The sequence below is a fragment of the Gluconobacter roseus genome, from assembly GCF_046058915.1.
Classification (GTDB): Bacteria; Pseudomonadota; Alphaproteobacteria; order Acetobacterales; family Acetobacteraceae; genus Gluconobacter; species Gluconobacter roseus_A.
Map to the genome: position 1 here is coordinate 79,349 of NZ_CP175538.1, position 21,737 is coordinate 101,085.

The 21,737-nt window shown below is 57.9% G+C and carries 22 protein-coding genes; 15 read left to right on the forward strand and 7 right to left on the reverse strand.

Translation table 11 applies throughout. The features are described 5' to 3' along the window. Nucleotides 1-257: 257 nt before the first annotated feature. A protein-coding gene (locus tag ACJ2A4_RS00415) for an IS5 family transposase (RefSeq protein WP_408873165.1) occupies nt 258-1,053 on the forward strand; the annotation gives its coding sequence in 2 pieces (ribosomal slippage) (nt 258-598 and nt 597-1,053; 798 coding nt in all). Here the strand turns inward: ACJ2A4_RS00415 and ACJ2A4_RS00420 are convergent. From ACJ2A4_RS00420 to ACJ2A4_RS00430, 3 genes are all read right to left on the reverse strand, one after another. Then, nucleotides 1,050-1,433: a hypothetical protein gene (locus ACJ2A4_RS00420; protein WP_408873166.1), complete on the reverse strand. Its 384-nt coding sequence runs from the start codon at nt 1,431-1,433 to the stop codon at nt 1,050-1,052. The genes ACJ2A4_RS00415 and ACJ2A4_RS00420 overlap by 4 nt on opposite strands. Before the next feature lie 203 nt (nt 1,434-1,636). Further along, complete coding sequence (locus ACJ2A4_RS00425; protein ID WP_408873167.1) at nt 1,637-3,880, reverse strand: FUSC family protein; 2,244 nt, start codon at nt 3,878-3,880, stop codon at nt 1,637-1,639. Between the two features lie 27 nt (nt 3,881-3,907). Next, nucleotides 3,908-4,957 (reverse strand): UdgX family uracil-DNA binding protein, encoded by a 1,050-nt coding sequence (locus ACJ2A4_RS00430; protein WP_408873168.1) that lies wholly within the window; start codon nt 4,955-4,957, stop codon nt 3,908-3,910. Nucleotides 4,958-5,374: 417 nt separating this feature from the next. Here ACJ2A4_RS00430 and ACJ2A4_RS00435 point away from each other — a divergent pair, with 417 nt between their 5' ends. The 3 genes from ACJ2A4_RS00435 (at nt 5,375) to ACJ2A4_RS00445 (ending at nt 7,221) form a co-directional block, all read left to right on the forward strand. Continuing rightward, nucleotides 5,375-5,842: a MucR family transcriptional regulator gene (locus ACJ2A4_RS00435; protein WP_408873169.1), complete on the forward strand. Its 468-nt coding sequence runs from the start codon at nt 5,375-5,377 to the stop codon at nt 5,840-5,842. Nucleotides 5,843-5,984: 142 nt separating this feature from the next. Next, the gene (gene sppA, locus ACJ2A4_RS00440) at nt 5,985-6,875 is read left to right on the forward strand and encodes a signal peptide peptidase SppA (protein ID WP_408873170.1); all 891 of its coding nucleotides are present in this window, start codon (nt 5,985-5,987) and stop codon (nt 6,873-6,875) included. Nucleotides 6,876-6,915: 40 nt separating this feature from the next. Beyond that, nucleotides 6,916-7,221 carry an integration host factor subunit beta gene (locus tag ACJ2A4_RS00445; RefSeq protein ID WP_408873171.1) on the forward strand — a complete coding sequence of 102 codons (306 nt, stop codon included), beginning with the start codon at nt 6,916-6,918 and terminating at the stop codon, nt 7,219-7,221. 445 nt (nt 7,222-7,666) lie between these two features. Here the strand turns inward: ACJ2A4_RS00445 and ACJ2A4_RS00450 are convergent, their stop codons facing one another. Together ACJ2A4_RS00450 and trxB are read right to left on the reverse strand one after the other, a co-directional pair. Next, nucleotides 7,667-8,566, reverse strand: coding sequence for a LysR family transcriptional regulator (locus ACJ2A4_RS00450; RefSeq protein WP_408874057.1), 900 nt, complete (start codon nt 8,564-8,566; stop codon nt 7,667-7,669). A gap of 118 nt (nt 8,567-8,684) precedes the next feature. Next, the gene (gene trxB / locus ACJ2A4_RS00455; protein ID WP_408873172.1) at nt 8,685-9,659 is read right to left on the reverse strand and encodes a thioredoxin-disulfide reductase; all 975 of its coding nucleotides are present in this window, start codon (nt 9,657-9,659) and stop codon (nt 8,685-8,687) included. A gap of 99 nt (nt 9,660-9,758) precedes the next feature. On the opposite strand from trxB, the gene ACJ2A4_RS00460 reads away from it, so the two are divergent. Genes ACJ2A4_RS00460 through ACJ2A4_RS00485 form a run of 6 tightly spaced genes read left to right on the forward strand, consistent with a single transcriptional unit; the run spans nt 9,759 to nt 16,818 of the window. Further along, on the forward strand, nt 9,759-10,241 hold the full coding sequence (locus tag ACJ2A4_RS00460; RefSeq protein ID WP_408873173.1) for an Lrp/AsnC family transcriptional regulator: 483 nt from the start codon (nt 9,759-9,761) through the stop codon (nt 10,239-10,241). A gap of 11 nt (nt 10,242-10,252) precedes the next feature. Then, entirely contained in the window at nt 10,253-11,359 is a 1,107-nt protein-coding gene (locus ACJ2A4_RS00465) for a glycosyltransferase (protein WP_408873174.1), read from the forward strand. 4 nt (nt 11,360-11,363) lie between these two features. Beyond that, nucleotides 11,364-12,770, forward strand: a complete 1,407-nt coding sequence (locus ACJ2A4_RS00470; RefSeq protein WP_408873175.1) for an ArnT family glycosyltransferase — start codon at nt 11,364-11,366, stop codon at nt 12,768-12,770. A gap of 49 nt (nt 12,771-12,819) precedes the next feature. Next, entirely contained in the window at nt 12,820-13,755 is a 936-nt protein-coding gene (locus tag ACJ2A4_RS00475) for a flagellar motor protein MotB (RefSeq protein WP_408873176.1), read from the forward strand. 26 nt (nt 13,756-13,781) lie between these two features. After that, entirely contained in the window at nt 13,782-14,648 is an 867-nt protein-coding gene (gene motA, locus ACJ2A4_RS00480) for a flagellar motor stator protein MotA (protein WP_408873177.1), read from the forward strand. Between the two features lie 52 nt (nt 14,649-14,700). Next, nucleotides 14,701-16,818 (forward strand): prolyl oligopeptidase family serine peptidase, encoded by a 2,118-nt coding sequence (locus ACJ2A4_RS00485; protein WP_408873178.1) that lies wholly within the window; start codon nt 14,701-14,703, stop codon nt 16,816-16,818. Between the two features lie 119 nt (nt 16,819-16,937). Here the strand turns inward: ACJ2A4_RS00485 and rpsU are convergent, their stop codons facing one another. Continuing rightward, nucleotides 16,938-17,141 carry a 30S ribosomal protein S21 gene (gene rpsU / locus ACJ2A4_RS00490; protein WP_011251722.1) on the reverse strand — a complete coding sequence of 68 codons (204 nt, stop codon included), beginning with the start codon at nt 17,139-17,141 and terminating at the stop codon, nt 16,938-16,940. A gap of 188 nt (nt 17,142-17,329) precedes the next feature. Between rpsU and def the strand changes: the two genes are divergently transcribed. The 4 genes from def to ACJ2A4_RS00510 are packed head-to-tail and all read left to right on the forward strand — an operon-like array spanning nt 17,330 to nt 20,391. Further along, a complete protein-coding gene (gene def / locus ACJ2A4_RS00495; protein WP_408873179.1) occupies nt 17,330-17,842 on the forward strand; it encodes a peptide deformylase in 513 nt (170 codons plus the stop codon). Next, nucleotides 17,839-18,327 carry a MarR family transcriptional regulator gene (locus tag ACJ2A4_RS00500; RefSeq protein WP_408873180.1) on the forward strand — a complete coding sequence of 163 codons (489 nt, stop codon included), beginning with the start codon at nt 17,839-17,841 and terminating at the stop codon, nt 18,325-18,327. Before def ends, ACJ2A4_RS00500 begins: the two co-directional genes overlap by 4 nt. After that, nucleotides 18,324-19,022 (forward strand): response regulator, encoded by a 699-nt coding sequence (locus ACJ2A4_RS00505; RefSeq protein WP_062510107.1) that lies wholly within the window; start codon nt 18,324-18,326, stop codon nt 19,020-19,022. The genes ACJ2A4_RS00500 and ACJ2A4_RS00505 overlap by 4 nt, the downstream gene beginning before the upstream one ends. After that, nucleotides 19,000-20,391, forward strand: coding sequence for an ATP-binding protein (locus ACJ2A4_RS00510; protein ID WP_408873181.1), 1,392 nt, complete (start codon nt 19,000-19,002; stop codon nt 20,389-20,391). The genes ACJ2A4_RS00505 and ACJ2A4_RS00510 overlap by 23 nt, the downstream gene beginning before the upstream one ends. A 16-nt stretch (nt 20,392-20,407) precedes the next feature. Here the strand turns inward: ACJ2A4_RS00510 and ACJ2A4_RS00515 are convergent, their stop codons facing one another. Beyond that, nucleotides 20,408-20,980 carry an outer membrane protein assembly factor BamE gene (locus tag ACJ2A4_RS00515; RefSeq protein ID WP_062510109.1) on the reverse strand — a complete coding sequence of 191 codons (573 nt, stop codon included), beginning with the start codon at nt 20,978-20,980 and terminating at the stop codon, nt 20,408-20,410. Nucleotides 20,981-21,086: 106 nt separating this feature from the next. On the opposite strand from ACJ2A4_RS00515, the gene ACJ2A4_RS00520 reads away from it, so the two are divergent. Then, nucleotides 21,087-21,668, forward strand: a complete 582-nt coding sequence (locus tag ACJ2A4_RS00520) for a DUF177 domain-containing protein (protein WP_408873182.1) — start codon at nt 21,087-21,089, stop codon at nt 21,666-21,668. Nucleotides 21,669-21,737: the final 69 nt, after the last annotated feature.

The window sequence follows — 21,737 nt, forward strand, 5'->3', positions numbered from 1 at the left end:
AGAGCAGTTCCCGATCTGCTCAAAACGCAGATCAAAAGCTCCCCCAAAAACCGTCAATCAAATCGCCAAAAGCCTGAAATCACGAGCCAGGCGCATCAACCAACGGTTCTTCGATCCCTCCAGGTGAGGGGTCATAATATTTATCACCCTTCTTAATTTTCCTGTTTATCTTCCATTCATGAACGATATCGGGGGTTATGTCTGTTAGCTTCATATTAGGGACTGTTAGATCTTGAATTTCTTCCCATATTGTAGGGATGGAAGAAGGAGACAGAACAGGCACCTTTACGGACGAGACATGGGCGATCTGGGAACCTCTGATTGAGGAGGTTCGCCCGAGGGGCAAGACGCCGCCACATGATCTGCGGCGGACGATAGCAGCGATTTTCTGGCGTCATGAGAATGGCGCGAAATGGCGGAGCATCCCCGCTGAACTGGGTCCGTGGTGGCGGGCTGCGCAGCTTTTCATCCGCTGGGCGAAGCTCGGCGTATGGGAGCGGCTGCTCGCACTGGTTCAGGAACAACAGGGAGTGGCGTTCGGAATGACTTTTCTGGATGGTACGAACATCAGGGCTCACCACAAGGCGGCGGGAGCCCAAAAAAGGGGCCTCTTTCGAAGAGCGGGACCATCGTGAAGCACTTGGCCGCTCTCGCGGCGGCTATGGCACGAAAGTCTGCGTGATCGCTGATGGACATGGAAAAGCCTTCGGTTTTGCGCTGGCCCCCGGACAGGCTCATGAACTGCCCCTGGCACCAGCCATGCTCGACAACCTTCCCGCCATTCCCCTGTGGGTAGTGGCGGACAAGGGCTATGCGTCAAATGCCTTTCGTGAACGGATATGGGACATGGGAGCCCGGCCCGCCATTCCTGCGAAACGACGCGATGGGCCGGTCGCCTGCCCAAAATGGGCCTATCGGTGTCGACATCTTGTCGAGAACCTCTGGGCTCGCCTCAAGGAGTGGCGCGCTGTCGCAACCAGATACGAAAAAACAGCAACGTCGTTCCTCGCGGTCATCCACATCGCTGCCGCAGCAGACTGGATCAAGCCCTAACAGGCCCTAGCTAAATCAGTTTTTTCCCACATATTAAGTCTTAGAAGTGCTTGCTTTGCCCCATTGAGCTTATCAAGCTCTTCATATTTATATTTTTTTATGCAACGCAAAAGGGTCCATTCATAGGATGGAGTGTTATTATCTTCTTTTGCTTGCTTAAGGATTTCTTTGACAGAAATCTTTTTTATAGATTTCTTTGCAATAAAGTCGTCTTTCCTGAACTTGTTAGCAGGATTAACTATTTCATCTTTTATTGCAATTTCAACTCTGCTTGCCCATTCATTAGCTTGTTGCTTTTTTGGGAAAGTTGAACTAATAGAATGTCCATTAAGTCGGACGGTAGCGGTAAACTTTTTACCTCTTTGTTGAACTTGTTTCATGTAGTCTTGCCTGTTCGCCTTGGCTTTCCTTTCTCATTTGTTGGCGTTGAAAAAAAACAATACAACAACAAAGGCAAAAAGTCAAGTAAAACAAGCAGTATTATGCTATTTGTGTTTTACTCGAAAACCGTTTTGCCTTCGCGGGTACCGTGGGTTCGAATCACACCCTCTCCGCCATCTGATCTAAAATCATTGAAAAACAATCAGCCCTGACCCGAGTTGAGCAGACGGCTGTTCTTTTCTCCCCGGAACGGCTTGCTGGCATCGAGGAAGTCTTCGTTCGTCCGCATCGTGTACGCGATGACGACGAGATAGGTGATGGCGCGTGTCAGTTCGAGGCGCGTCACCAGATCCGTTTCCTGGGCGTCGAGAACACGCAGGCGTCTGACGGCAGCTTCCGCAATACGGGCCGCCTTGTCATGCCGGCGTGTCGATTCTTCCACATAATGCAGGACCAGCAGGATCGGACGCCGTGCGCTTTCGGGCAGGTATTCACGGTCCAACAGGGCGCGGAGCCTGATGACGTTCAGGCCAAGGGTAAGTGTTGCCAGCGTTCCCAGGATGCAGGCTTCGATCAGCGGAGCAGGGGTGGGGCCGGCATGACGGATGATGCGTGCAAAGCGATCTGTGTTGCGGCCAATCCAGACACTGATGCGTGGAGTGAAGCCCGGATGGGCCAGATGCTGTAGTTCCCCCAGCATAATGCGGCGCAGACGAAAGCGTTCGGCATCGCTGCTGAAGGGCAGGACGCTCCGGAATACAATGACACTGACGGCCACGGCCAGAACGGTCGCCATGTTGCCGTTGTAGAACGCGATTTCGTTCATGACGTGATGGTTCTGGAGTCCCAGCATGGCCGGGAGCAGCAGACCATAGGCCGCTGAACCGCCAGCCGTGGCCGGATTGCCTTTGGCCAGCCCGCCCAGGAACATTGCTGGTCCGAGAAAGAGCGCCAGTGTCTCGAATGTCGTGACTTTCGGCATGAGCACGAAAACGAGGATCCATGCCATGAAATAGGCAGCGACCGCGCCTTTGAGAAACTCTGTCGTGCCGAGGACAGGATTTTCCTTGGTGGCGAAGAGGCCGCAGACCAGTGTCGTAATGGCGATGAAGCCAAGCCCGTTTGGCCAAGCCGTCACTTCATAGATATAGGCGGTGATCAGAACGGCGCAGGCCCCGCGCAGGCCGTTATGCACGGCTTCACGGGTATCGCGATGGGTTTCAAGCTGGAAATGGAAATGGTCACCCCTGATGCGATGGGTACTGGCTTCATATTCCTTGATGGCCTGTTCGAGATCGCCCAGCAATTCGCCCAATGAGACGAACAGGATGCGTTCATCCAGCCGACCCTGCTGCATTTCCTGACCTTCGGCCGTCTGGTCGAATGGTTCCTGCCCAGGAATGGGTTCAAGATCCGTCCGGACATCGGACTCGCGATGTGGTGCCGCGTAGAGGCGGCACACGTCACGAAAGTGCTGAAGATCAGCGAGCAGGGCAGGGACGGCGTTCTGATCCGGCAGGCGCTGTGGAAACTGCTTTAGAAATGCGAGGATTTCATCAGCTGTCTTGGTAAAGGCCGGATGGTTATGGTTAAGCACCTGAAGGCGCATGGCCATTCCGAAGCCGCGGGACAGAAGCGCGGAGACCGCGGCAAGTGCTGCGCGTGCGTGATCGCCTTCATGGCCGTGTGGTCCCATTTCGACTTCGGCAAATTCGATCTGATCGTTGATCGTAAGGATCGTACCGAACTGACGGCGGGCGGCATTGAGCGCGCCACGCTCTTCACCCAGAAGGCTGCACAATGTCGTTGTGACGAGGACCAGCGCCGATTTAAGTTTCTGCCTCAGCTGGGCCCGGGCGTGTCTTTCCTGACTCGTGGCAAAGATAAGCCCCATAAAGGCTTCGCACAGCACGCCGAGGACAATGTAGGTCCCGCGCGACATGGCGATCATGAAGACATTATCGGGATTGGAGGCGGCGCCCATGCAGATGATCGAACAGGTATATCCTGCAAGAACAAGGGCATAGGAGCGGAAATTGCTGACAAATGTCGCAAAGCCGCTGCACAAACCGATCCAGACCGCGATCATGGGAAAGAACATCCATGGTGCCTGCGGAGCGGCTGCCATGATCGTGATGGCCGCAACTGCGCCACTGATGGTGCCGACGATACGCCACTTGGCCTTGGACTGACTTTCGCCGCGGCTGGTCTGCGCGACCGCCCAAACGGTCATGGCCGCCCAGGCCGGGTCATCCAGTTCCATCCAGAACGCAATCCCGACTGCCAGGCAGGCCGCAATGGTATTGCGCAGGGCAAAAGTTACGGATGAGGCACTGGGTGCGTACAGCCATGAAAGAAAGGGACGCGCGCGCGGCCGCAAAGGTGCAGGCCGTGTGGTCGTATTATCCGGAGTTGGTTGTCCCGAGGAGATGGTGCTGCCACTCATTGCGGGAGTTTCTTAGCCCTAACAGCATTATCCGGCGAGAGCGGAAATTGCCATTCTGAGATCGGTTACAAATTTTGTATATTCGCGTGTCTTCGACTCCTCATCGGGAAGGCGGAGCAGATAAGATGGATGGACGGTTACCAGCCCGATACTTCCGTCCTCCAGAGGAATATGCCTTGAACGCTCACGCGACACTGTGACGTGTCGCCCCAGAACAGCACTGGCGCCTGTAACGCCGAGCATCACGGTCACTTTTGGCGCCAGAACCTTCCGCTCGGCGGCCAGCCATGGCGCGCAGGCGGCCATCTCCGTCGAGTCCGGCTTCTGGTGAATACGACGTTTCCCTCTGGGAACAAATTTGAAATGTTTGACGGCGTTGGTGATCCAAGCTTCTGTCCGGTTGCCGCCAGCTTCTTTCAGGGCACGGTCAAACAACTGTCCCGCGGGGCCGACAAACGGTCGCCCCTGAAGATCCTCCTGATCGCCCGGCTGTTCCCCGACAAAGATAATGCGGGCCTCGGGATCGCCTTCTCCTGAAACCGTGCGTATCGCGGGGCCACAGAGATCGCACATCTGACAGTCAATAGCCTGTCCGCGGAGACTGGCCAGTGAAGTGGATGAGCCAATTTCGGACGCTACGGGATGCAGGCGCACAGGGGCAATGCCGTCCCACCAGGCATTATCGGCTCCGGCCGTAGCGATTTCGCGCACGGTTGCAATCAGTTCGGCAGGATCGGCGATATCCTTTTCCAGCCCCGGTCCGAAGCGGTATTCCTGACCATCCCAGCACAAGGTCCGGTCAGGAGCCGTTAGGATCCACGGAGCCGGTCTCAGGTTTGACAGAGCCGAAGCCTGACTGTCGATCAAGGCAGAGGCGTGGGATGTGCGAATGATCTGCCAGTCAGGATTACGCGCATCCGGCATCTGGCACCGGAGATCGAGAACGCGATGCCGGGTCTGTGTGGCGAGATCCTGTAACCGCGTGGAAAGCTCATCGGAGATCGACGTTCCGTCACGCAGCAGTTGAAGAGTAAAATAAAGTAACTGAAACCGGTCTGGAGCCTCAGAAGCAAACACTGCGGGGAAAAGGGCTGCTAAAGATCGAGGGATGGTGGTTGTCGAGGGGGCTTCCGGAAGGACTCGTGTAGCAGAGCGGGCATACAGGTCTGCTGGAGCTTCTATAGTCCAGCGTATTTCGTCTGCCGCTACTCTGTCGTGAAGCAGTTTTCTGGACCACGCGCGCCAGCCGGAAAAATCACTTGTGGCTGAAAGGACAACTGTTTTGCCGTTCATGTCATTATCTCGGTTGTCTGTTGTATGACCGAATATTGCCGCAATTGCTCTGAACTATTTTTGTTTGCGGACTATTTTGGTATGATGATAATCAATGAGTTGGAAGAGGCATAAGCCAAATATTTCCGCAGTGCATTTACCTGATCGTTTACAGGCGTTATAGAACCAAAAAAATTCATTCGAGCAGAGGGATGAAATATCATGTCCGAAAACACTTCCAATACCGGCCTTCTGGAACTCACGGCCAAGATCGTTGCTGCGCAGGCATCGCGCGGTACACTTGAAGCCGAGGCACTGCCAGCTCTGATCCGTCAGGTCTATGACGCTCTGGCCAAGGCTGGAGTTCCGGAAGAAGAACCGCAGTCCGAACGTCCGCAGCCGGCTGTCCCCATCAAGTGCTCGGTTTTTCCTGACTACATCATCTGTCTTGAGGACGGTAAAAAGCTGAAGATGCTCAAGCGCCATCTTCAGAGCGCCTATGACATGACGCCGGAACAGTACCGTGAGCGCTGGGGTCTGCCTTCGGATTACCCGCTGGTTGCACCGAACTATGCCCAGCGTCGTTCGGCCCTGGCCCGCGAGATCGGTCTAGGACGCAAGATCAGTGCTGCCGGTGCCGAGGGCAAGAAAGAAACTGCCCGTGCGCGCCGTACCAAAAAGGAAGACTGAAAGCTCTCGGATCCAGTTGATGAAAACTCTCTAATATGGACTTTTCATCAACTGATCCAATTCAGGCGGCAGGAACAGGAGCAGTTCCATCAATACTGAACTGAATGTCTTTTTGGCGGTCCAGTTAAAGCATCGACAACTGATGTTCTGGCGTATCGGTGCTCTTGTGGCCGTCTTTACGGCCATCGCTGTCTGTATGGCGGGCTATGGCCGACCTGCTGCGGCCGGTTTCGGGCACAGGCCACATATTGTCCGGCTTGTTATTACTGGCATCGTCCAGAATGATGTTTCAGATACGGTGCGAGCTCTCAAACAGGCCCAGATTTCGCCTGATGTGACCGGCCTGCTGCTCGTCGTTGACAGCCCAGGCGGCGGTGTCACTGGGGGAGAGCGCCTGCACGAGGCTGTCAGGCGCTTTGCCGCGGTCAAACCGGTTGCTGTGTCAATGGGGGATATGGGGGCATCTGCGGCGTACATGCTATCCGTTCCCGCCCAGCATATTGTCGCATTACCCTCGACACTGACGGGATCGATCGGCGTGATCTTCCAGCGACCAGACGTGTCAGTCGGATTGGGTCGCCTGGGAATCGGGATGGATGCCATTACGTCAGGTCCCATGAAAGACCAGACGGACCCGACAAGCACCCTGACGCCGGAAGGGCGCCAGATGCTGCAGGGACTCGTGAATGACCTGTTCGGACAGTTCGTTTCCATGGTGGCCACTGGACGTCATATGAGCGAAGAGAAAGTCCGCTCACTGGCGGATGGACGCGCCTATACGGGAAAACAGGCCATTGCCCTCGGACTTGTGGACGAACTGGGCGACGAAGACGCTGCGCGGCTCTGGCTCAGAAAACAGTTGAAAATCGGGAATGCGTCCTATCCCGTTTTGCCGCTGATTTCGGGACACACCCGATCCTGGTTCTGGTGGCCTGGGAAGAAAGCGTTGCTCAAAGGCCTGCTGGGTGAGTCTTTCTCCAGTGCGATTGATCGCGAGGGCCTTGACGGAGCCATTGCGATTTTGCAACTCTGACCGTCTGTTTCAGAAGGCGGAGTCAGGTGGAAGAACTGTCATGACCCGATCCGAACTCATTGCGGAACTGGCGATTGCTTATCCGCATCTTCTTACCCGCGATATTGAACGCATCGTCCATGCCGTTTTTGACGAGATCGGTGCGGCGCTGGCGCGTGGAGATCGTGTCGAACTGCGCGGTTTCGGAGCTTTTCTGCCGCGCGAGCGGGCTGCCAGAACGGGGCGCAACCCCCGGACCGGAGATATTGTTCCGGTTGAGGAAAAAAGTGTTCCGTTCTTCAAAGTGGGCAAGGAGCTCAGGGAGCGCGTTAACCAGCGTATGTCTTCCCGGAAGTCCAGCGATTAAACCGGCCTGTGTCGTCGCTGCATCAGGCTCTGGCGAGAATGTTGTGCGGGGTGGTGGGGACTGGTTCCGCAAGCCGGTTTTGCGGTATCCTGAGGCCATGAAATCTGTTTCCCGTTCCATGGCTGTCATTCTCTGGGCTGCCAGCCTGTCCTTGACCGGATTGCCTGTAATGGCTCCGTCGGTGGCGCTGGCCCATGGGGCAATGAAATCGCGAAAATCCGCGTCTCAGCACGTTACAAAAGCCCGTTCAGCGCAGGTGAAAGTCTGTTATCGGCTGGCGTCAGGTGTCATCGTGCTTGAACAGATGCCGAATAACGCCGGGCGTCTGGGGCGAGGAAGCGGTTTTGCCCCAATTGGCGAAGCAGTATTCCGCTCTAACAATCGGGGACATGCCTGCTCTTCGGGACATGGACGTCGGGGTTAGGAGGCGAGTCAGCCTCCGGTCCTAGTCATGCCCTTTGAGATTGCTGATCTCGGAAAGAAGAAAATCCCGGAATACCGCGATTCGCTTTGAGGTGCGCAGTTCTTCCGGATAGACGAAGTACGCTTCCACCAGCGGGACCTGCTGATTGGGCAGGATCCTGATAAGTCCAGGATAACCTGTCGCAGCGTAAAGGGGCAGGGACCCGATGCCCGTTCCGGCCGCAATGGCGTTCGCAACCGCAGAAATATTGTTGATCGCCAGCCGACGGCTGCCCTGTCGCGCCACGCCTTCCTGCCGCAGCAGGTCGAGCAGCCAGTTCACGTTCGGCAGCGGCAGATGCCAGCCTGCGAAAGTAATGATCTGGTGATCGGCAAGATCTGCCAGGCATTGCGGTGTGCCATGACGCTCAAGATATTCGGCGCTTGCGTAGATCGGCATGGGAAAGTTTGCGAGATGCCGCTGGACCAGATCGGGCTGTGTCGGCGGATGGAGCCTAATCGCCACATCTGCCTCACGCATCCCCAGATCCAGATCTGCATCCTCGAGCAGAAGCGTAACTTCAATATCGGGATGCAACTCCAGAAACCGGTTCAGTCGCGGAGATAGCCAGGACAGACCGAAACCGGTTGTCGTGGTGATCTTGATCTTTCCGGCCGCGCGTTCCTTGCTTTCGCTCAGGAAAGCCTGCGTCAGCGCCAGCTTCGAGAAGACTTCTCGAACCGTACGGTTCAGGACATCGCCCTGTTCCGTCAGGATCAGTCCACGCGCATGCCTGTGAAACAGCGGCACGCGCAGGACGTCTTCAAGTGCCGAGATCTGACGTGAGACCGCTGACTGGCTCAGTCCCAGCCGGTCACCGGCATGGGTGAAGGACCCGGCTTCTGCCACGGCATGAAAAATCCGCAGCTTGTCCCAGTCCATCTGGTTTTCTCCCCGTTCGCCGATACGACGGTCTTCGTCCTTCTTACCCATATGTCCCGGCGTTATCCGTCAAGATATGTCGTTGAATGGACGAAACTGTCTGAAGCGCAGGCGAGGGTCAAGTTTTTGTCATGGCAGGTATGCCAGAAAGATATCGTTCGGCTTCCAGCGCAGCCATGCAACCCGTACCGGCAGCGGTCACTGCCTGACGGAAAACGCGGTCCTGAATGTCGCCAGCAGCAAACACACCCCTGACCGACGTCTGCGTTCCGCCGCTTTCCGTCCGGATATATCCGTCTTCGTCACAGGCGACTTCATGGCGGAACGGACCTGCATTCGGCGTATGGCCGATGGCAACGAAAACGCCGTCCACATCAAGCCTCGACAGTGCGCCCGTTCGTGTGTCTTTCAGCTCGAGCCCGCAGACGACTTCCGGCTCTCCGGCTCCCAGAACCTCTTCGACGGCCTTGTTCCAGTGCACTTCGACTTTCGGATTGGAGAAAAGGCGTTCCTGCAGGATGCGCTCGGCCCGTAGGCTGTCGCGGCGATGGATCAGATGCACCTTGTCCGCGTGATGCGTCAGGTACAGCGCTTCCTCGACTGCCGTATTACCACCGCCGATCACGGCGACTGTTTTGCCACGATAGAAGAAGCCGTCACAGGTCGCACAGGCCGAAACGCCGCCGCGCTGGAGGCGCTTCTCCGATTCGAGACCAAGCCATTTCGCCTGTGCGCCGGTTGCGATCACGACCGTCCGGGCCCGGAACTCGTCTCCCGAGTCTCCGGTAAGCCGAAAATATCCATCCGGACCCGGGCCGTTCTTCAGATCGGCCTGTACGATCAGATCATAGATCAGTCGTGTCCCGACATGTTCTGCCTGGGCACGCATCTGCTCCATCAGCCAGGGACCCTGCACAGGAGTCGCAAAGCCGGGATAGTTTTCAACATCCGTTGTGATGGTAAGCTGGCCGCCGGGTTGCATGCCAGTGACGAGAATCGGCTTCAGACTTGCGCGGGCCGCGTAGATTGCTGCCGTATAGCCAGCGGGGCCGGCGCCAACGACCAGCAGATCCGTATGATGGATTTCGGGCATGATGGGTCCTCGGTAGGTATCTGGTCCCCTCATATAGAGACTTCGGACGCATCTGCCATCTTTGCGGATCATGTCACCTGCCATATACGTCAGATTGAAATGAACGCTCCTCCGCACCCCGCACCGATTGAACTGGACGCCATCGACCGGCAGATCATTGCCGAACTCCAGGCCGATGGACGCATGACCAACGTGGAACTTGCCCGTCGTACCGGCATTTCCGCGCCACCCTGTCTGCGACGTGTCCGGCGGCTTGAAGAACTTGGAATCATCAAGGGCTATCACGCAGAAGTTGATGCGGCCCTGCTGGGCTGGTCCCTGAATTTTTATGCCCTGATCGGTCTTGAGAGCCAGAAGGGGAGTGTGCTGGAAGCCTTTGAGGCGCAGGTCGGTGCCTGGCCGGAAACGCGCGAGTGCCATATGATCCGCGGTGGCGGAGACTTTCTGGTGCGTCTTGTCGCCCGTGATGCCGCCCATCAGAATGCCCTGACGCGCCTGCTGACCGACAGTCCGCATGTCGTCCGCGTCCAGACGCTTCAGACCATTCATACAAGCCGTGATCTTGCCGGCGTGCCGATCTGACGGCTGATCCCATGACCGCTTCCCGGCTGCTGCCTCTTCCGGCCGAACTGAGCGTCATCGTCCCGTGTTACAACGAGGTCGCCAATGTGGCGCCCATGGTCGCCGCACTGGGCAGCGCGCTCGAAGGCCGGAAGTGGGAAGTCATCTTCGTCGATGACAGCTCGCCGGATGGTACGGCTGCCGAGGTGTCCCGGATTGCACGTCTGGATCCCCGGGTCCGGGTGCTGTGCCGGGTCGGGCGCCGTGGCCTGTCTTCGGCGGTCATCGAAGGGATCCTGTCCTCCAGCGCGCCCTGGGTCGCGGTCATGGACGGCGATCTGCAACATGATGAGTCCGTCCTGCGGACCATGCTTTCGGAATTGCGGGACGGCGCGGATATTGTCGTGGCGAGCCGGCACGTCGCGGGAGGAGATAGTGCAGGGCTGGCAGGGCAGTGGCGGCATCTGCTTTCCGATGCAGGGATCAAGGCCGCGCAGGCCATCATGCCGCATCCGCTGAGCGATCCAATGAGCGGCTTTTTTGCGATGCGACGGGACCTTTTTGAGACCCTGCTGCCCCGTCTGTCAGGAACCGGATTCAAGATCCTGCTTGATCTGGTCATGTCTGCGCCAAAAAGCGTGCGCATTGTTGAAGTACCGTTCGTTTTCCGCCCGCGGCTGGCAGGCGAGAGCAAGCTTGATGTCGTGGTTCTGCTCCAGTTTGCGACGATGCTGCTCGACAAGCTGGCGCATGGCTGGCTGCCGACACGCTTCATGGCTTTCGCGCTGGTCGGACTGATCGGCGTGGTCGTCAATGTAAGCGTTCTGAACCTTGCGGGCGCCTGTGGCCTGAGTTTTTCCTGGGCCCAGCTGGCTGGAACGGCTGTCGCCATTCTGACGAATTTCCTGCTCAACAACCGCTTCACCTATCATGACAGGCGTCTCAGAGGGCCGAAACTCTGGAGAGGCCTGGTCATTTTCGTGACCGTCTGCTCGCTGGGTGCGGTCGCCAATATCGGCATTGCCCGCATGATGCTGGGGAGTGCCGGGCATGGGCATTGGGACCGTTCCTCCGCCGCTGGCGCGGTCGTCGGAGTTGTCTGGAATTATGCGGTCTCTTCGACGCTCGTCTGGCGCTGAACCCGTGACTGGTACTGAAACGTGTCGTTCAATCCGGCTGTTCTGGGGCCTTCTCGGCGTCCTGACGGTCGTGCGGCTTGTCCTTGCTGCCAGTGTTCCGCTGACGCCAGATGAGGCCTATTACTGGGTCTGGTCCCGTAATCTTCAGCCAGGCTATCTGGATCATCCGTTCATGGTGGCGCTGTGGATCCGCGCCAGCACATGGATTGCGGGAAATACGCCGCTGGGTGTGCGTCTGCTCGGTCCGCTCTCGGTTCTGCCGGGGAGCTGGGCGCTGTATCATGCGGCCCGCCGACTGCTGCCAACGCATCCATGGCCACAATCCGGTTTCAAAGCGGCGCTCGTTCTGAATGCGACGCTCATGCTGGGGCTGGGCTCGGCCACCATGACGCCCGATACGCCGCTGCTGTTTTTCATCACACTGTTTCTCTACACGCTAAGCCGCGCGATCGATCCGGATCAGACGTCACGTGAGGCTCTGCCCTGGTGGATTGGCACAGGCACTCTGCTGGGACTGGCGTTCGATTCAAAATACACCGCTGTCCTGATCGGCCTTGGACTGGGCGGGGCTGTTCTCACAACGTCCCGCCTGCGTCGACAGTCTGGACCGTGGCTCGCGATTCCGGCGCTTTTCGCGTCGATGTCTCCCGTCATTCTGTGGAATGCGCATCACCACTGGGCCAGCTTTGTGCGGCAGGGCGGTCGGGCAGGGGACTGGCACCCGGCACGCGCTGTCCAATTTGTGGGCGAACTGCTGGGTGGCCAGATCGGCCTGGCCACGCCTTTCATTTTTGTTCTGTTCGCAGCAGGGCTCTGGGGGTGTCTGAAACGCAACCGGCTTCTGGCATGGCTGGCGCTGGTGCCGATGATCGTGTTCATCACGCATGCGTTCGGGGACAGGGTTCAGCCTAACTGGCCCGCTGTGATCTATCCGGTTCTTGCTCTTGGTGCCCTTGAAGCAGGCTGGCGCATCCGCTGGCCGGTCATCACCGGGCTAATCCTGACTTTCATTGTTTGCATTCAGGCCGTTTTCTCACCCCTGCATCTGATCCCGCACCGGGATCCGGTACTGCGCCTGACAGGGGGCTGGGCCGAATTTTCCCGTCAGCTTGCCCTGCAGGCCAAGGCAGAAGGTGCGACTGCGCTCGCGGCTGAAGACTACGGTCTGGCCGCCAGACTGGCGTTCACGCAGGACATCCTGCCGGTTCTGGGGACTGATCCGCGCTGGCATCTTTTTCGTCTTCCCGCCGAGACTTCTGCAAAAGCGGTGAAGGTTGAAGAGCAGCGACACGGTTCACAGTCCGATAAAGCTGCCACACTTTGCCGACAGGTCCGGGGACAGGCCATCCGCTGCTACACCATAAGTCCGCCGGATTTCGTTTCTGGCGTGCAGCTTCCAGGGCGTTCTTAAACCTCTCCTTAAGACTCGCCTGCCATACTGAAATCACTCAGGAGGCGGGATGTCCAACCAGAACGGCAAAGAAGCTCGAAAGATCATCATCAAGCGTTTTGATGTGGTCGAAGGTGGCCATCACGGCGGCGCATGGAAAATCGCCTATGCCGATTTCGTAACGGCCATGATGGCGTTCTTTCTGGTCATGTGGCTCATCAACGCCACCACGGAAGAACAGCGCAAGGGCATCGCCAATTTCTTCAATCCGATGGCGGTCCGGAAAGACATGCCACCGCCAATGGATAATGTTCTGCCCGCAGCACCGGAACCCGTATCGCTCGAAACGAAACCTGTCGCCGTGAAGCCGGGAAAGGACCAGGCCGGAAAACTGCCCCAGGGCCCCACAGCCCAGCAAAAGACAGATCCCGCTACGGCTCCCAGTGTTCATACGGCGCAGATTGTCGTGCTGCATGACAACCAGATCCAGCCAGGTGAGCCTCCCGTTGCTCCAGCTTCCGCAAAAGCTACACAGGAAGCCAGGATTGCCGCAGCAAAGAAGATCCAGGCGCTCGTCAGCAACATGCCTGAACTCGCGGATATACGCTCACAGGTCTCGGTTACGGTTGGGGACGACGGACTGCACATCGAGATTGCGGATTCAGACCATCTGCCGATGTTCGCGATGGGGCAATCTGCACCTGACTCTCATGCGGTAAAGCTGATCAAGGCTATTGTACCCTATCTCGAGAAACTGCCCGGCAAACTGTCCATTGCCGGATATACCGATGCCACGCCCTATCGCCCCGGACAGCTCAGTAACTGGAGCCTGTCGAGTGCGCGTGCCGTCGCGGTACGGGATCTCGTTGTTCAGAGTGGTTTTCCTGACGGACGCCTGAAATCCGTCAGTGGATATGCGGACAGAAACCTGTTTGATCCTGCCCAGCCGCTCAGCCCCCGGAACCGTCGCATCGTTCTGGTGCTGTCGCCCGATATTTCTCAATAAATTCAAGTCAGTCAGGAAATTTTCGGATGTTCATTATTATCGGTCTGGTTGTTGTTCTGGGCTGTGTTTTCGGATCGTTCGTGGCATCTGGCGGAGCCATCGGCCCTCTCGTATCCTCCATGCCTTTTGAACTGCTGACCATTCTGGGCGCGGCGGTCGGAACCTTCCTGATGGCCAATTCCATTGCGGCCGTGAAGCATCTTCCAGCCGGGGTCAAGAAGGCCATGAAGGGGTCCCAGTATAGCCGGGCGGACTATGTTGATCTCCTGAGCCTGCTGTTTCATATCGCGAAACTGGCATCTTCCAAGGGGTTCATGGCGCTTGAATCCCATATCGAGGATCCGCAGGGCAGCACGATTTTCGGGGCTTTTCCGAAAATCCGTGATAATCCCCATGTCTGTTCTTTCATCTGCGACTATCTGCGTATGGCAGGCATGAATGTCACTGATCCGTATCAGATGGATGAAGTGATGGGGAATGAACTCAAGAAGAACATGCGTGAGGAAATGCATTTGCCTCATGCGCTTCAGTCTGTCTCCGATGCACTACCGGCTCTGGGGATCGTGGCTGCGGTGCTGGGTGTGATCAAGACCATGGCGTCCATCAGCAAACCTCCGATCATTCTGGGTGAGATGATTGCAGGCGCGCTTGTCGGAACATTCCTTGGTATTCTGCTGGCATATGGAATTGTGGCGCCGATTGCCAGTCGGTTGGGTGGGGTTGTCGAGGAAGAGGCGTCCTATCTCGATCTCGTGCGCTCCGTGATCGTCGCGCATCTGCAGGGCAATGCGCCACAGGTCAGCGTGGAAATCGGCCGGAAGAGCATTCCGTCCGACTTGATGCCGAGCTTTCAGGAGGTGGAGGAAGCCGTCAGCGCAGCGGCTGTGGCCTGATCTGCCAGAGTTCTTTACGATGCCGATATCGTCGGTATCGTAAAGGGTCTCCATGTTTCCTGTTCTTGCGAGAGCGCTGTGCCTGTCTCTCTCCATTCTGCCTGTGGCGGCTTATGCAGGCACATCCTCTCTGCCGTCTCCAGCCGAGTTAAGCCAGACGGACGGCGCTGAGGCCCTGAAGTGGGTCAGGGCACAGAATGCTCATACTGAAGCAACGCTTGCCTCAGACCCGCGCTACAGTCCTCTCTACCAGAAAATTCTGACTGCAGAGCAGTCCCCGGCGCGTCTTGCCGTGCCGCACCAGCAGGGAAGGGAAATCTGGAACTTCTGGCAGGACGATGTCCATGTCCGCGGGATATGGCGCAGTGCTTCGACCGCTTCCTTTAATTCCGGTCACCCGGATTGGAAGACGCGTTTCGATCTCGATGCCCTGGCTCGGGCAGAGCATGAAAACTGGGTCATGGAAGGTCTGGACTGTCTCGTTCCGAAGGAACGTTTCTGTCTCATGGCCCTGTCCCGGGCGGGTGAAGACGCGCATGTGGTCCGGGAATACGACACGCAGAAGGGTGCTTTCGTAAAGCATGGTTTTGTTCTGCCTTCTGGCAAACAGACCGTCACATGGGTTGATGCCAACACGCTTCTCGTTTCCCGTGACTGGGGGACTGGTGACGCAGGGCTCACCAAGTCAGGCTATCCGTATTCCGTCCGATTGCTGCACCGAGGACAATCGCTGGCTCAGGCTACCGAAGTCTATCGTGGGCAGATTTCGGATATGGATGTGTCGCCGGAAACTCTGCGTGATGAAAAAGGACAGCAGCTTTTTCTCATCAGCCGTCACCGGGATTTCTTTCACACGGAACTCAGTCTCTTCAATCCCGAGACACATCAGCTGACCCGGCTGCCTCTTCCCGAAAAATACGACAGCCTGTCTTACCTGAATGGCCAGTTGGTTTTTCATCTGCTGCAGGATTGGGTACTGCCTAGTCAGACGTTTCACGCGGACAGTATTGTTGCTCTGGATCTGAAAAAATCGGCGGTCCCGGAGCTTATCCTGTCACCTACGTCCCGTCAGACCATTGGAGACGGAATGGGAGACGCTCTGGCCGTCACCAAGGACGGTCTGGTTGTTGTTCTGTACGATAACGTCCAGCCTGTTCTGAAACTCTTCCGTCATGAGGCGAAGGAGGGCTGGGTCTCGCGTTCCATTGCGTTGCCTCGCAACATGGCAGCAGAAATCGTTTCGTCCGACCCGAAGCTTTCGCAGGCTTACCTTCAGCTTGAAGGGTTCATTCAGCCACCCCAGCTTTGGGGTCTGGATACGGCATCGCAGACCACACAACTTTTATATCGTCAGCCGGATCTGTTTGATGCGTCCGGTCTGATTGTGGAGCAGATGTCCGCGATCAGCCCGGATGGTACGGCCATTCCATATTTCATTGTTCATGCGAAGGACTGGCAGAAGGATGGCGCCCGTCCCACGCTGATGACAGCCTATGGTGGTTTTGGACTGTCCTATCTGCCTGTCTATCACCCGGACCTTGGTATTACCTGGTTCGATCGTGGTGGCGTGTACGTCATGGCCAATATCCGCGGTGGCGGCGAGTTTGGTCCTGCATGGCACGAGGTTGCACGTCGGGAAGGGCGGCAGAAGGCCTATGATGACTTTGCCGCCGTGGCGCGTGATCTGACGGCGCGGCATATTACGTCTCCCAGGCATCTGGGGCTGCGCGGGCGGTCCAATGGCGGACTGCTGGCAGGTGTGGAGTTCACCCAGCATCCGGATCTGTGGAATGCAGCGATCATCGGTGTGCCACTTCTGGATATGATGAACTACGAGCAGATGGCGGCTGGTGCCTCATGGGCAGCAGAATATGGCAGCATCTCGGAACCGGGACCGCGCGCTTTCTGGGAAAAGATGTCACCTCTGCAAAACCTAAAAGCCGGAGTGTCCTATCCGGAGCCGTTTATCTTCACATCGACACGTGATGACCGGGTTGGCCCGATCCATGCCCGGCGGTTCGCAGCCCGGCTGGAGAGCCTGCATCTGCCTTTCCTGTATTATGAAGATGTAGAGGGCGGTCATGCCGGCACGGTCAACGCTGCGGAAGTCGCACATGAGCGCGCTCTTGAGGCGATCTATCTCAGCCGCAAACTGATGGATGCGCCTTGAGGCTATCCATTTATTCCCTGTCTGCTTGATGCGGGCAGGGGATATCGCAAAATCGAGGCACAAAAAAAGCCGCTGTCCCTGAGGACGCGGCCTTTTTTCCGTTCGGATGACGGGAAGGCTTAGAAGCCTTCACGCTCCAGACGCTTACGCTCCATCTTGCGGGCGCGACGAACAGCTTCAGCTGCTTCGCGGGCGCGCTTCTCGGAGGGCTTTTCGAAGTGGCGACGCAGCTTCATCTCACGAAACACGCCTTCGCGCTGCATCTTCTTCTTGAGCGCCTTAAGCGCCTGGTCAACATTGTTGTCACGAACGAGAACCTGCACGGTGCCGTCAACTCCTTATGGGCCCGCTCTTCAGCGCCACCCGTGATATGGCATTCCAACTAAGGATGGTGCCCTTAACACACCTTCTGCGGGGAACGCAATTCATTCAGCCGCGCTTGAATGGATTCTTCCCAACGCGCACTCTGGGCTGACCGGATGCCACCCTCTTTCAAAGGACAGACAATTTCATGGCCCTGCTCAAGATCGCCCGCATGGGTAACCCCGTCCTGCATCAGGTGGCACAGGCCGTTTCTGACCCGAAAGCCCCGGAAATCCAGTCTCTCATCGCTAACATGATGGAAACGATGGCTGATGCGCGCGGTGCGGGACTGGCGGCTCCGCAGGTTCATCAGCTTCTGAGGCTTTTCGTTTATCACGTTCCGACGAACCGTGTGGCGAATCCCGAAGACGCATTGCTGCACCGCGTGCTCATCAATCCGGAAATCACGCCTGTCGGTGACGAAATGATCATCTGCAGCGAGGGATGTCTGTCGATTCCGGGTCTGCGCGCTGATGTGCCGCGATATGCTCGTGTGCACTATTCGGGGCTGGACGAAAATGGTGACGCGGTTGAAGGCGAGGCCACGGGTTTTCATGCCAATGTTCTCCAGCACGAAAACGACCATCTGAACGGTATTCTCTATCCGCAGCGTATTACCGATTTTAACCGCTTCGGATATGTTGAGGAAATTCTCCGGTGACCTCCCGACTTATGGAAGCGCCATCTTCCGCGACGGCGCATCTTTACCTGCGCGAAGACCGGATCCGGCAGTCCTATGAAGCCATGATGCTGGCTTGGCGGACGCTGAATGCTGATTGCGAGACGCTGCTGCGTGAGAAGGGGCTGGGGCCGGCTCATCACCGCATTCTTTTCCTGACTGCTGCCCATCCGGGGATTACGCCCGGTGCGCTCCTGAACAGTCTTGGCATTACCAAACAGTCGCTCGGGCGCGCTCTGGGAGACCTGCGGGAACGCAGACTGCTTGTACAGGAAGAAGACCGTCACGACCGGCGCAGACGTCCCCTGCGCCTGACGGAGGCCGGGGAGGCGCTTGAGCGTGAACTGTTCCTCATGATCCGCGAGGTCATGACCCGGGCATATCGTGAAGCCGGCATGACGGCCGTTGAGGGTTTCCGCCGTGTCCTCGCACCTCTTCAGGTGCCAACTGAAAGCCCTGCACGATGAGCGACGAACATATTCTTGTCGTCGATGATGATCCGCGCCTCCTGCGGCTGCTGCAACGTTATCTGTCTGAGAACGGCTATCGTGTCAGCACGGCTCTTGATGCCCTGGCGGCACGTCAGGTTTTGGAACGCATCCAGCCTGATGCTCTTGTTCTGGATGTCACGATGCCCGGCGAAGACGGTCTGTCCCTGACGAACAGTCTTCGGAAAGACGGCCTGTCGCTTCCGATCCTGCTTCTGACGGCACGGGGGGAGCCTGCGGACCGGATCGGCGGACTGGAAGCCGGTGCGGACGACTATCTGGGCAAGCCCTTCGAGCCGCGCGAACTGCTGCTTCGCCTGCGCGCCCATCTGCGCCGCGTGGTGCCTGCATTGCCGGTGGTTGATGAAGTGCCCGACATGCTGCGGCTGGGAGAGCTGGAATTTGACGTCAAGCGCGGGCTGCTCAGCGGTCCTCATGGCCCGGTGCATCTGACAGGCGGTGAGGCGGCCCTGCTGGGTGTTCTGACGGCCCAGCCCGGGACGGTTCTCTCCCGTGAAGCCATCGCCAGAGCCCTTGAAATGGATGAGATCGGCGAGCGGGCGGTTGATGTTCAGGTCACCCGCCTGCGCCGTCGTATCGAGCCTGATCCCAAGGAGCCTCGTTTCCTCCATACCGTGCGCGGGAAGGGTTATGTTCTCAAACCGGGACGCTGATCCGGCGATCGAGCGGGACGACGCCTGGCAGAAGCTGGATCGCCCCCTGCGGCGTATTCTGCCGCGCTCCCTGATGGGGCGGTCCATGCTGATCGTTCTCATTCCGCTGCTCGTGACACAGGCCATTGCGCTGGGCCTGTTCTACGGCACCTATCTGAACGTGGTGTCCCGGCGCCTCTCGGACGGCGTTACGGGTGAAGTCTCGCTGGTCATGGCCATGATCGAGCATACGTCATCCGAAGCTGAACGTGCGCTTACTCTTCAGGACGCGGCGTCCCGCACGCAACTGGGCTTTTCATTTCACGCCGGTGAAAGGCTGACCCGGCAGGGCACCAATCACGTGCTGGGCCCAATGGACGATGATTTCGCCCGTTCCATTCAGCAAAATCTTGTTCGTCCCTATGATGTCGACTGGTCCGAAGATCCCCAGACCGTGCGCGCTTCCATCCAGCTTCCTGATGGCGTGCTGGTGGTCATGGTGCCGGTCAAGCGCCTGAATATCGGGCCGATCTGGCTGTTCGTCGTCTGGGCAGTGAGCAGTTCCATCCTGCTGTTCCTGATTGCCGGCCTGTTCATGCGCAATCAGGTCCGCGCCATCCGTCGTCTCGGTCTTGCTGCTGAACTTTTTGGAATGGGGCGGGATCAGGGCCCCATCCGTCCACAGGGCGCCCGCGAGGTCCGTCAGGCTGCCATTGCCTTCAATCGCATGCAGGCGCGGGTCAACCGATTTGTCGCGCAGAGAACCGCTGTTCTGGCCGGAGTTTCGCATGATCTGCGCACGCCTCTGACCCGGCTGCGTTTGACGGTTGCCATGATCCCGACCACGGGTCTGATTCGCGCCGAGGCGCTCAAGCCGGACCTGTCTGACATGGTGACAGACATTGAGGACATGGAACGCCTCATTGGAAGCTATCTGTCATTTGCCCGTGGAGAAGGGGCAGAGGAGCCGGTGGCGATCGATCTCAGAGGGATGCTGGATGATGTTGCTGCTGCCACTGTGCGGGCAGGGGGGCAGGTTCTCGGCGTTGAGGGACGCGAGGGTGTGGAAGCGGTCGTCCGCCCGGATGCCCTGCGCCGCGTTCTGACGAATCTGGCGGAAAATGCACGGCGGCACGGAGGGGCCATGCGCTTTTCCCTGCGTGAGGGTGAGCGGAATATCGAAATCGCGGTTGAAGATAACGGGCCTGGCCTGTCAGCAAGCCGGCGCGCCGCTATTTCAGAGCTTAATGCTGCCAGCGGCAGTCAGGATGGCAAGGGTGGGCTGGGGCTGACGATCGTCCGTGACATCATTCATGCCCATGGCGGGTCCATCCGTCTGATGGACAGTCCGCTGGGAGGTCTGGGCGTTCTGCTCAGCCTCCCGAAATAATCATGCGTCCGGAAGCTTAGGGCAGCGAGTTGCCGGCGCCACCATTGCCGGTGCCCTGACCACCCATCGGGCCCGTGCTGCCACCGAACTGGCTGCTCATGCCGCTCATCGGGTTGTAGCGGCCGACATTGCCCAGCAGCTCCTGCAAGATCGACGAGCTGGTACCCGGCGTCGGTGTCTTCGCACCCACCATGCCGACATACATCGCGTTCTTCTTGCTCAGCGTGTCCATCTTGCGCAGGACACCACCGTTATCAAAATTCAGGACCACGACCTGCTGCTTCTTCACGCTCGGGAAGGTCAGCGGCGTCGGGGACGTGATCATGGAGACATAGATCCATGTGTTGTCGTCGAAGGTCGCGTGTGCGGTGGGCGAACCGAGCAGATCGAGCACATCAGAGCGGGTGCTGGTTCCGGGGACAAGCTGCGCGTAATCCGTCTTTTCGATCAGGGAGCCGCGCGGCTCGGGAATTGGAGAGAAGAACGAGCATCCGCCGAGCAGCAGCGGAACACATGCCACGCCGGCCTGTGCGAAACGGCGAAGAAGGCGTGTTCTGCTTTGGGGCGTCGGGGAAGATGCGTTATTCATGGATCCGGAAACTATCCTGTGCAAGAGAACCGCTCAAATGAGCGCGTGCCCGAACGGCGCCTGCATGTCAACGATTTCCCCATATTCCGGGGGCTGGAGTGCCTGAATGTCCCATTCACCCGAATTTTCCCGACGCATCCCTTTCAATCGGCTGGGCTCGGGACTGGAAGAGACGATCGAGGCTTCGCCTGCCGAGTGCAAGGCACTGGCTGCACGCTTCGGCATCCCCGCGATTGAGACCCTGACCTGCCGCTTTCGTCTGACACCGTCCGAGAACCGGAGTGTCCTCGCGGAAGGGCACCTTTCAGCCAGGGTCACGCAGGTCTGTGTCATCACATCCGAGCCTTTCGATGATGTGCTGGCCGAGACCTTCTTCCTGAAATTCATTCCTGCGGCCGATATGCCGGAAGACGAATTCGACATCGATTCCATTGATCTGGATGGCCCGGACGAAGTTCCGCATGATGGCAAGGCTGTCGATATCGGTGAGGCGGCGGCCGAGCAACTGGCCCTGATGCTGGACCCGTATCCGCGCAAACCCGGCACCGGTCTGGAAAATGCAGTTGACGTGGCGCCTGCAGAAGGGGAAGAAGGGGCACAGCTGTCTGGCGAGGGGCCGGATGGTCCGCGCCGTCCCAATCCGTTTTCGGCGCTTTCCGTGCTGAAAAACGGGGACAGGAAAGAATAAAAATCCCACGTCTGACTTGCGGGTTGCCCCTGGCTCTGCTAGAGCCCCCGCCTGAACTCGACGTAATTA